Source organism: Pseudoalteromonas holothuriae, from assembly GCF_945859825.1.
Lineage (GTDB): Bacteria > Pseudomonadota > Gammaproteobacteria > Enterobacterales > Alteromonadaceae > Pseudoalteromonas > Pseudoalteromonas holothuriae.
The window spans coordinates 20,729-32,813 of sequence record NZ_CAMAPC010000030.1 but is presented as its reverse complement, the minus strand read 5'-3'; the positions used below and the strand labels follow the sequence as shown (position 1 = coordinate 32,813).

General features: G+C 43.2%; 1 protein-coding gene. It reads left to right on the top strand.

Features of this window, described 5'->3' with window-relative positions:
* Positions 1 to 77 precede the first annotated feature (77 nt).
* On the top strand, positions 78 to 12,077 hold the full coding sequence (locus tag OCI93_RS20165) for an amino acid adenylation domain-containing protein (protein WP_410007654.1): 12,000 nt from the start codon (positions 78 to 80) through the stop codon (positions 12,075 to 12,077).
* Positions 12,078 to 12,085 lie beyond the last annotated feature (8 nt).

The following is a 12,085-nucleotide window of genomic DNA, read 5'->3' as shown; positions in this document are numbered from 1 at the left end:
CAAAGCAAGGAGATGTCAGGTTTGAGATAAGCGCAGAGGGTGAGCCAGAGCAGGTTTACTGTCGTGGTGTATTGAGCATGGCTACGTCATCGGCATGTGCAGCAATAGACATCACGGCATTACGTGAGCACCTACCGCAGCAGTTATCGGCGGAAGAATGTTACAAGGCGTACAGCGCAGCGGGACTGGAGTATGGTGCTGGGCACAAAGGGATCACGAGATTATATATAAGCCCAGAGCAAGTATTAGGTCAGTTGTGTTTGCCGACAAGCTTAGAAAGGGAGCAAGAAGCGTACTGTTTACACCCGTCGTTGTTAGACTCAGCGTTGCAAGCGAGCATAGGTTTATCACTTGCAGCGGGTCAAGATGGTGGAGCACAGGTGCCTTTTGCACTAGAGCAAGTGACGGTTTACAAGAGGTGTCCACGGCAGGTGTGGGTACTGGTAGAGCAAGCGCAGGGTAGCAGTGAGCAACTGAAGAAACTGAATATTACTTTGTGTGACGAAGATGGACAGGTGTGTGTACAGTTGATTGGTTTCAGCGCACGTGCATTGAAAACGCCTGTGGCACCAACTCAGAGAGAGCGTACTTCGTCAACGACAGTTACTACAGCACCAGATAACACTCTATTGTTGTCCTCATCGATGTCGAGAGTGCTGAGTGATATGGAGCAAAGTGACACGGTTTTGCCACAGACAATTTGTTCATTCTTACCGGTGGGCGTCACGCCAGATAATGCAAAGGTGCAATATGAGCAGCATGTTCTGACACAAGATATAGTGTCGGCTTACAACGCATGTGCGCATACAGTGTTAGAGGTTGTCCAACGACTACAGCAAAGCAAGCAGGAACAGTTATTACAGGTATTGGTTCCGAGCGAGGGAGAGCAGGCGCTATTACAAGGTATTGCAGGGATGTTAAAAGCGACAAGCATCGAGTCACCCACACTGCGTACTCAGATGATTGCGGTGGACAGTACTTTAGATGCTGACGCGCAATGGCAAATGGTGAGTCAGGCCGCGAAGTATCCACACGAAGTATGTATCGCAGTGAAAGGGCCAACATTATATGGTCAGTCTTTTACAACACAGACTTTTGAAGCATCAGGGGCCACGCCGTGGCGTGAAGATGGAGTGTACCTGATAACAGGTGGTCTAGGTGGGCTAGGGCGTTTGTTGATGAACAAGCTACGTCAATCAGCACCCCAGAGCCAGATTATTTTAGTAGGACGCAGTGATAAAACGCAAGATGAGCTAGCACAATTACCAACGGGTGTGAGTTATCATGCAGTTAATATCAGTGACCAAGAAGAAGTGCAGCCATTACTGGCACACATTCAAAAACAACACGGTACATTGCACGGTATATTACATTGCGCGGGCGTGCTAAAAGATGGTTTATTAGAACACAAAACTGCAGCGGACCTAGAAGCTGTTTTTGCATCGAAGGTAGCGGGTTTGGTAGCGCTAGATGAGGGCAGTGCAGAGATAGAGCTAGACTTTTTTGTGGCGTTTTCGTCGTTGGCGGGAGTGACAGGTAACCGTGGGCAGGGAGCCTATGGCGCAGCGAATGCGTTTATGGACCAATACATGGCGGCACGTTCAAGGCGTAGCTCAGGGGTAAGTAGTTCAATTGCTTGGCCACTGTGGCGAGACGGCGGTATGAGTATGCCAGCGGCAATGGAACAGAAGCTGTTTGAATATACGGGTATGCGACCATTAGAGAGTGAAGCAGGTTGGCAGTGTTTGTGTCAGACGCTAATACAAGCGGTTGATAAAGCGGTGGTACTCAGTGGAGATACGGCGCGCTTAAAGCAGATGTTAGGCGCAGCGTTGTCAGCCCCTAATTCAGCCCCAAATGGGCCAGTGGCAGAACGAGCTATATCAGAGGTAGCGACAGCAGGATTGCAAGAGCAGATCCAACACTGGATGCGTACGGAGGTGGCCAGACTGTTGAAGATGTCACTGGAAGATGTTGATGTAGAGAGTGAGTTTTCGGAGTTTGGTTTTGATTCGATAAGTCTCACGGAGTTTGGAGAAGAGCTGGGTCGTGATGGTGCATTAGAATTATCACCAACAGTATTTTTTGAATACCCAACAATAGCAAGCTTTGCAGAATACTTAGCACAAGAACACAGTGAAGTGTTTATCAAGCGGTTTGGTGTGGAGGCACTTCAGCCAGTGCTTGCTCAAGCGGAGCCTGCTAACGTGGCCTACGATGTTGCAACAGAGCAACAGAGTTTACAAAAAGCCGAAGTGCTAACACACTTTCAAAGTCCAGATCTTACTGAGCAAATACAAAGCTGGATGCGTTCCGAAGTTGCTAGACTGTTGAAAATGTCACTGGAAGATGTGGATATAGACAGTGAATTTTCAGAGTTTGGTTTTGATTCGATAAGCTTGACAGAGTTTGGCGAAGAGTTAAGCCGAGATGGCACATTGGAGTTATCACCGACGGTATTTTTTGAATACCCAACGATCGCAAGCTTTGCAGCGTATTTAGCACAAGCGCATAGTGATGTATTTATCAAACGTTTTGGTATTCACATGCAGCCAGGTAGTTCTTTAGTTGTTGAACGCAAGGTGGCTAATACAAGTGTTGCTGTGCCTGTACAAGAGATGAACGCCAGTCAAAATGTTGATGTAGTGGGTCGTATGACATGGTTGTCTGAACTCTCTGATGTACCAGCTAGAACTGAGTCATATGAATCGCCACGACAAGAGAAAAGGAAAGTTGCTGTAATAGGTATGAGCGGTTGTTTCCCAGGTGCTAAGGATATCCAAGAGTATTGGGATAATTTGTGTAACGGTAAAGATTGTATCAGCGAGATCCCCGCCAGTAGATGGAATTGGCAAGAGCTAGAAGAGCGCGGCGTAACTAGCATGAAATGGGGTGGCTTTATTGAAGGCGTTGAGTTCTTCGATGCAGGTTTTTTTGACATATCGTCACTTGAAGCGCAACTTATGGATCCTCAACATCGGTTAATGCTTACCCACGTTTGGCAAACCATAGATGACGCTGGATATGCACCGCATCAGCTAGCCGGATCTGATACTGCAATTTTTGTTGGTACTGCTAACACAGGGTACAGTGAGTTGCTCACCTCAAATGGTTTGTCTTCAGCGAGCATGGTGCCGTCGATGGGACCTGCTAGGGTGAGTTATTTACTCAACATTCATGGCCCAAGTGAACCGGTTGAAACAGCTTGTTCTAGTGCCTTAGTGGCAATTCACAAAGCGGTAGAGTTGATAGGTTCGGGCAAAAGCCAGATGGCGTTTGCTGGCGGGATTAATACGTTATTATCTCCTTTGGTACATGCATCTTTTGACCGAGTTGGTATGTTATCTTCAGATGGAAAATGTAAATCGTTCGGTCAAAACGCGAATGGATATGTTAGAGGCGAAGGTGTGGGGGTGTTGCTATTGAAGTCGCTATCCCACGCAGAGCAAGACGGCGATCATATTTATGGCGTGATCTGTGGTTCTGCGGTCAACCATGGTGGGCGTGCAACGTCACTGACTGCACCAAACCCTAGAGCGCAGGCACAGCTTATTGAAGCTGCGTATAAAGACGCAGGAGTCGATCCTCGTACTGTTGGTTATATTGAAGCACATGGCACGGGAACTGATTTAGGTGATCCTATAGAAGTGAATGCTTTGAAATCTGCATTCAAAAATCTTTACGACAATACAGCAGACCACACGCAGCGGCAACAAGACTACAGTGTTCCTTACTGTGCACTGGGTTCTGTAAAAAGTAATATCGGTCATTTGGAATTAGCAGCGGGCGCTGCAGCTATTATCAAAACTCTGCTACAGGTGAAGCATAAAACATTGGCGGCTAGTTTGCATAGTGAGCAGGAGAACCCCCATGTAAAACTGGCTCAAAGTCCATTTTATTTGGTAAAAGAGACACAGCCATGGCAAACGCTTACAGCGCATGATGGTGCTGTACTACCACGTAGAGCAGGGGTTAGTTCGTTTGGCTTTGGAGGGGTTAATGCCCACATTGTTGTTGAGGAGTATGTGCCAAAATCAGTACCAAGACGAGTCGAGGAAAAATCATACCTCATTGTAATTTCAGCTAAATCTCAAAGGGCACTTGACCGACGTATAGAAACGCTTCTGCATGGCATTGAACATGCCAATATCAGCGAAAATAGGTTATGTGATGTTGCTTATACTTTGCAACAAGGTCGAGAAGCTATGCCATATCGCTGGGCATCGGTAGTTAGTAATTATAAAGAGCTGATCGGAGCCCTTAGAAGCAGTCAAGAACAACGACCAAACTTTGGTGTATTACGTACAGAGCAGATACAAAGTAAAGAGATACTAAATACTTTATTTAAAGACGATGGTTTTAGTTCACTACTAAAAGAATGGATAAAACAAGGGAAAGCGCAAAAAGTACTTGAATTATGGGTCAGTGGCATGGCTATTAATTGGCAGGAACTACAGGCTGCAGATGGTTGTCAGCGTGTCAGTTTACCAAGCTATCCGTTTGAAGAGCAAAGGTATTGGTTCGATGATCTTATTCAGTCACCAAATTCAGTAAGTTTTAAGCAGACCAAGCCAGTTGTTGAAAAAAGCGAACAAGTTGAACGGGTTAAAATATTAACTAAACCAAGAAATGACATTGAACGCGAATTGTTGGTTATCTGGCAAGATTTGTTAGATAGACAAGATATATGTGTATTAGATAACTTCTTTGACTTGGGTGGTAGCTCGATTCAGGCATCACTTATGGTAACGCGAGTTAAACGTCGACTGAAGCTACAACTAGATGTTGCTGTACTATTTCAAAACCCAAATATTGAGTCTTTAGCAGAAATGCTGAAACAGGCACATACTTGCGATGACGAAAGTATTCCTGCTCAAGGTTTAACTCAAGGACCTTTGTCATTTGCTCAGGTACGACTTTGGTTGAGTGAGAAGATTATTGGTCAAAGCAGTATTTACAATATGCCAATGACACTGCGTTTGAGTGGTTTCTTAAACTATCAGGCGATGAGCAAGAGCTTGGAAGAGATTGTTGCACGTCACAGCATATTACGAACCCGATTTGTTGAAGAACACGGTGAGCCAAAACAATGTATCGATAGCACTCAAAGCTGGTCAATGCAATTGGTTGACAAACGCGATGTTGAGCATGAGCAAGTCACTGCCTGGGTGCAGCATTGGCATAGTCAGCCATATCAATTGGATGAAGAAAGTGGTTTTCGTGCTGCGCTTGTGATTTGTGCAGAACATGAACATCTTCTATTGATCAACATGCATCACATCATCTCCGACGGTTGGTCGATGCAAGTACTCAATTATGAACTCAATGCCTTGTATCGTGCTAAAGTTGCAAATGAACCTTTAGCGCTTCCTGAGTTGCCGATTCAGTATATAGATTATGCAGATTGGCAACATCAAGAAGCTGATAATGGCGTGACAACAGCACAATTATACTATTGGAAAACAGCGCTACAAGGCATGCCTAAGGTATTGTCCTTGCCACTTGATTATCCGCGTCCAGCAATACAAAAACACCAAGGTGTGAATTTTAGGTTTTCATTTGGTGAGCGGATCAGCGTGTTAGTATCGCAGTTTTCGCGTCAACATCGTGTTACACCATTCATGAGCTTACTGGCTGTGTATTATGTTCATCTGTATGAACTAACGGGCCAGTTGGATATCGCTGTAGGTACTGCATCAGCTAATCGAGGTCGAACAGAGCTGGAAGGACTTATTGGGTTTTTTGTCAATACATTAGTACTTCGAGGCCGGATTAAAACTGAAATGACATTTGATGCATTGGTGGCTCAGGTTAAATCAACAACATTATCTGCATTTGCTAATCAAGAAATTACTTTTGAACAAATTGTTGAGCACTTAAACCCGGAACGCAGCACGAGCTATTCACCTCTGTTCCAAGTGTATTTTTCTTATGTGGACTTAGATCAGAAAGGGTTTGATGCTCAACCGACATGGGATGGCTCTGCTATTGAAGATATTGCGGTTGAAATGTGTGAATCACAAAATGGGGTCATAGCACAGTATGATATGTCACTGTCTATTTCAGAGTCTGAATCTGGTTTGCAGGGGTGCTTAAACTACGACATAGATCTGTTCTGTGAGCAAAGCATTGAACATATGATGAATGATTATATGGCGTTAGTTGAACGATTGCTTAGCAACTCAGGAGCTCCTCTTGGAGTTGGCTCTAGAACTATTACAGATAGCCAAACAAAAGCGCCAAGTTTAACAGCGACTCCTCCCGTATTAGATTCATTTATTAGCCGTTTTAATGCGCAAGCGCTGCGTACACCAAATGCAGATGCATTGGTGGTCGATGGTCAACGCTATCGTTTTAGTGATGTTGACAAGCGAGCGAATCAAGTTGCGCATTATTTAGTTTCGCGGGGAATAAATCGTTCATCAAAAGTTGGCTTATATCTTAAGCGAGAATCTTGGTTGATACCCTCTTTGCTTGGAGTTTTGAAGGCGGGAGCGGCATATGTCCCCCTTGACCCAGAGCTTCCCGCCGCACGTCTACAGCTAATTATTGAACAGGGTGAGTTAGACTTAGTGATCTGCAATATACACCAGCCTAAGGTGTCTGTGCCATATATGGATATATCGAATGTTGATTGGGAAAAGTTGCCCAATACCACTTCTGATGTGACTGTGGAGCCTCAAGATAATGCCTATATTATTTTTACATCAGGCTCCACAGGTGTACCGAAAGGGGTGGTTATACAGCACTCTGCGTTGGTCAATTTCATCGATGGGCTGCGTGATGTTGTTGGAGTGATAAGTGCGGAAAGAGTATTGCTTAATGCATCAACTGTTTTTGATGCATCAGTACAGCAAATAGTGCAATTGTGCCTCGGTTCTACATTATATCTCATAGATGAAGAGACGCGTTTATCACCGCAGAAAATGACAGAGTTTCTCATTGAAAATCGAATTGAGCGGATGGACTGTACGCCACAGCAACTGAAATTGTTAGTACAGTATTGGCATGCGACGCACTGTCCTACAAATCTACGTACAGTATTGGTAGGTGGTGAAGAGCTGGATCAAGTATTGTGGCAGCAATTGAATCTACTGACAGAACAAACAGGTTGCCGTTTCTACAATATGTATGGTCCAACAGAATGCACTGTTGATGCTACTTGTGCTGTAATACATGAACATGACGTGCCAGTTTTAGGTCAGCCACTATCGAATATTGACTGCTATATCCTTGATGAAAAGATGACTATGTGTGGCCCGCAAGAGATCGGGGAGCTGTATTTATCGGGTAAATCGTTAGCGTTAGGGTATATCAACCAACCTGAACTAACAGCGCAAAAGTTTGTACCTAACCCATTTTCCAATGTATCTGGTGAGCGTATGTACCGAACCGGAGATTTAGTCATGCGTTCAGATGATGGGCAGCTTATGTACGTAGGCCGAAATGACCATCAGGTAAAAGTCAGAGGACATCGAATTGAGTTAGGTGAGATCGTTAATGCCAGTAAGCGTTTAGTGGGAGTTCAAGATGCAGTTATCGTCACTAATAAGCAATTGATAAATGCCAAGGTACGTGCTGGTACTTTAGCAAAAGAAGAGCACCCTAGTGCTGTTGAGCGCCTAATTGCTTATATTTTACCTCAGTCCGGGGTAGATACATCATGCTTAGAGAGTGAAACATTACGCTCACAACTAAAAGCCAATTTAATGGATTATATGATACCCAACGTTTTCGTTACAGTTGATAGTATCCCACTCACGTTAAATGGTAAGGTATCGCTGGCGGAACTACCAATACCCAATGGCGCCCTGCAAAGCAACAATTCATATGCTAAGCCGCAAAGTGTAATAGAGAAGCAATTAGTACAGTTGTGGGAAGATGTTTTAGGTGTTAAACCCATAGGGATAAACGATAACTTTTTTGACTTGGGTGGGCATTCATTATTGGCTGTTCAAGTGATCACACGCTTACAGCAGCAGCTACCTTACAGTACCGACGTAATGGCTTTGTTTGCAAATCCTACGGTGGCAAAGCTGGCACAACATCTATCTCAACATCAAAATAACCACACAGTGGTTGAGATAACAGCACAAGGTCAGTCGCAAGGTCCATTGTCTCATGAGCAGTTTAGGCTTTGGTTAAGCGAGAAAATGTTTGGTAATAGCAATGTCTACAACATGCCAATTACTTTGCGGTTAGAGGGTGCATTGGACATCGTAGCGCTAGAACGTAGCCTTGCAGATATTGTGGTTCGTCATAGCGTGCTTAGAACGCGATTTGTGGAGCATAATGGTCAGCCTTTGCAAGTTATAGACTCAAGTGAAGATTGGTCATTAAAGAAAGTCAATAAGAGTATGGAAACAGATGAGGATATAGCCGCATGGACTTCACGTTGGCATCAGTTAACCTATAAGTTAGATATAGAGTCTGGCTTTAGAGTGGTTTTAGTGGAGCGTAGCGCCAGTGAATTCTTGTTGCTTGTTAACATGCACCATATAGTGTCTGATGGATGGTCAATACAATTGTTTAATTATGAGTTAAACGTTTTGTATCAAGCTCATGCTCAAGGGCAGCAGCCAAATCTACCACGTTTGCCCATCCAGTATATTGACTATGCGTTGTGGCAACATAGTGATATCGCAAAGACAAAAAACTCAGAGCAGCTAGAGTATTGGAAGCAGACCTTGACTGGTTTACCAACGTTACTTTCGCTCCAGACGGACAAACCACGTCCTGCAATTCAGACATTTAAAGGTAGAGATTATGCTTTTGATTTTGGTGCTGAACATAGAACATTGGTCGAGGCGTTTGCGCAGCGCCATAAAGTTACGCCTTTTATGTGTTTGTTGGCTGTATTCTCGGTTCAGTTATCGCTACTCAGTGGGCAAAATGATATTGGCGTTGGCACCGCATCGGCTAATCGTCATAGAAGCGAGCTTGAAGGATTAGTAGGTTTCTTTGTCAATACTCTTGTATTAAGAATACAGCTCACGCAACAACAAACATTCCATGATTTGGTTGAACATGTGAAGAAAATGACCGCAGGGGCATTTGCAAATCAGGATGTAACTTTCGAGCAAATTGTCAGCCATTTGAGTCCTAAGCGAGATGTGAGTCATTCACCACTTTTTCAAGTTTACTTCTCTTATGTTGGTAAGGACCAAACACAGTTAGTGAATGAATATGAACAACCAAACCAGCACGTTACATCTAAAGATATGTCAGTTAGTTCAGTGGATGTGGAAAACACAATTGCGCAATACGATATTTCTTTGGTTGTGACTGATGACGGTGAGGGGCTTAGTGGTACTGTCAATTTTAATACCGACCTATTTGAAGAGCATACTATTGCCAAGTTGGCTGAGCAGTATGGTCGTCTTGTGAAGAGGTTATTCTCCTCACCAGATGATCCGATAAAGCAAGGTATTGATGCCGAGTCTAATGAATGTGTTAGTTCAGCGCTATTAGATAATCACAGTGTCGCTGCTGAGCCCTCTTCTTTTTTGAAGGAGTTTGAAACACAAGTTGAACAAAACGGGCAGCAGATAGCCTTAACTGATGGTGAACATCATGAAACATATGCAACCTTGAACCGAAAAGCTGAGCAGTTTGCTAAAGGCTTAGTGGCGCAGGGAATTGGTCAAGAAACTTTTGTTGCCCTATGCATGCCAAAAAGCTACCGACTGTTAATTGCTCTACTAGGGACACTAAAAGCTGGTGCTGCCTATGTGCCAATTGATTTGAAGCTTCCAAAGCGGCGGCAGGTGCTTATTATCAATGACTGTAAACCTAAACTGGTCATTACTGATGGTGTTGATGACACTCTTAATGAGCATAAATTGGCTATTCAATATGCCGATGTCTTCGCAGCATCCAAGCAGGAGATTGCCTTGCCAGAAGAGGTTTTGGCGAATCAGACAATGTATGTTATTTACACTTCTGGTTCCACAGGGGAGCCAAAAGGCGTAGTCAATACGCACGGAGCAGTGAGTGCTTTTGTACATAGTGCTGTAGATACGTATCAGATTTCAAAAGACAGTCGAGTGATGCAGTTCGCATCAATTAGTTTTGATGCTGCAGTTGAAGAAATTTTATGTACCTGGTACGCCGGTGGTCGTTTAATTCTCAAACCTGATGAAGCTGTAATTGATTTTGAGAAGCTAGAGCGACTATGTGTGGAGCAAGAGATCACTTTATTGGACTTACCAACTTCGGTATTTCACAATTATGTGAGCTGGAAGCGACAGATTAGCGAGACAAGCCCCTCTTCTGAATGGCTGCCAGCTTGCGTTGAGAGTGTTATTATAGGTGGTGAAAAAGCTCAAATTGAGTTGGTTAAGCAATGGCGTTTAGCCATGCCGCAATGTCGTTTATTCAATACTTATGGCCCGACAGAGGCCTCTGTTGTTGCTACTGTTTTCGAGGTTACAGACGCCAGTATTTTAACAGACGTTCCAATTGGTAAACCTCTGAACGGGGTAAGTATTTACGTACTAGATGGAAACTTAGCATTGGTCGGTGATGGTGAGGTAGGTGAACTATATATTGCAGGCAGCACATTAGCCCGTGGGTATTTGAATAAGCCTAAAGCAACGGCGAGCCATTGGTTAACAAATCCATTTTCAAACGATGCAGGACGGATGTATCGAACTGGTGATTTGGTGAAAAAGAATCACAATGGCGATCTTGAGTTTATGGGACGTGTTGATAATCAAGTCAAACTCAGAGGGTTTAGAGTTGAGTTAGGGGACATTGAGGCAGCATTGTTACAAAATCAAAAAGTAATACAAGCCAAGGTCATGCTTTTGGAAGATGCTTCTGCACCTAAGTTGGTTGCTTTTGTACATACTCATTATCAGAAGCTTGTAAAAACGCAGTGTGACGATTTACGTGATTGCTTGGCAGCAATACTACCCAACTATATGATCCCTGCACGCTTTTATGAGGTTGGAGAATTACCTTTAACAACGAATGGTAAAATTGACACCCAAGCGTTATTACGTTATTCAAAATCTGATCAAGAGTGTAAGCAAACGGTAGTTCAACATGATGATATAGAAAATCGGTTACAGCATGTTTGGCAAGATCTACTCGCAACAGAACACATTGATATTCACGATAACTTTTTCCAAATCGGTGGAAGTTCATTATTAGTGATGGATTTATTTGAACGCATAGATCAAGAATTTGGTTGCAAACTTAACATCAATACCATACTAAGCAATCCGACAATTGCTGGGTTTGCAAGTATACTCAGACATGGTGCCCAGCAAGGTAACGATAACAGCAGTTTTACTCTATTGCGAAAAGGGGTGGAACAGAAAAAGGCAATATGTTTACTGCACCCAATAGGTGGCACTTTATTGAGTTATGCTGCTTTAGTAAACAATTGGCGAACTGCATTACCTATTTATGGTTTTGAGTCTCCAGCATTAGACCGAACCAACGATTATAATTTTACCAGTGTTGAGTCAATAGCAGAACATTATGCCGATCAATTGCTAAGCGATTTTACAGGAAATACTGTTACTTTAGTTGGATGGTCGTATGGCGGTGTTTTATCTTATGAGTTGGCGAAAGCATTATCAGGAAGTAGGATATCTGTTGATTCGGTTGTTATGCTGGATAGTTACTATGATATTACTGATTTATTTGGTAATGAAAATGTATCGGCTTTAGTTACAATTGCTTTAGATATGGGGATAAGTTATCAAAGTCTCATCCCTTTGCTTGTACAAAATGATTCTTTTGAAACCACCACTCAAAAAGTCTTTAATATTTTGAAGGAAGATAGAAAAATACATGAGGAATTTTGCTTATCTAGTTTTTCACATCATTTAGAAGTCGTTAAGATGCAAAATACAGCGTTAAATAACTATACACCAAAAGAAGGCTACTCAGGCACCGTTCAGTACATTAAGGCAAGTGAAACTGAACGTTCTGAAAAAGTCTGGGAACGGTATATTGAAGATTTAGAAGTCACCGTTATACAAGGTGACCACTACAGTTTATTTAAGCCTCCAATGATGGAAAATGTAATAGAGATTCTTAATAAAAGTCTTAAATTGGCATAGTTTATATA

Excerpts from the sequence above, each read along its gene's own strand:
- OCI93_RS20165 (WP_410007654.1), top strand. The coding sequence starts at position 78 with ATGGCTACGTCATCGGCATGTGCAGCAATAGACATCACGGCATTACGT.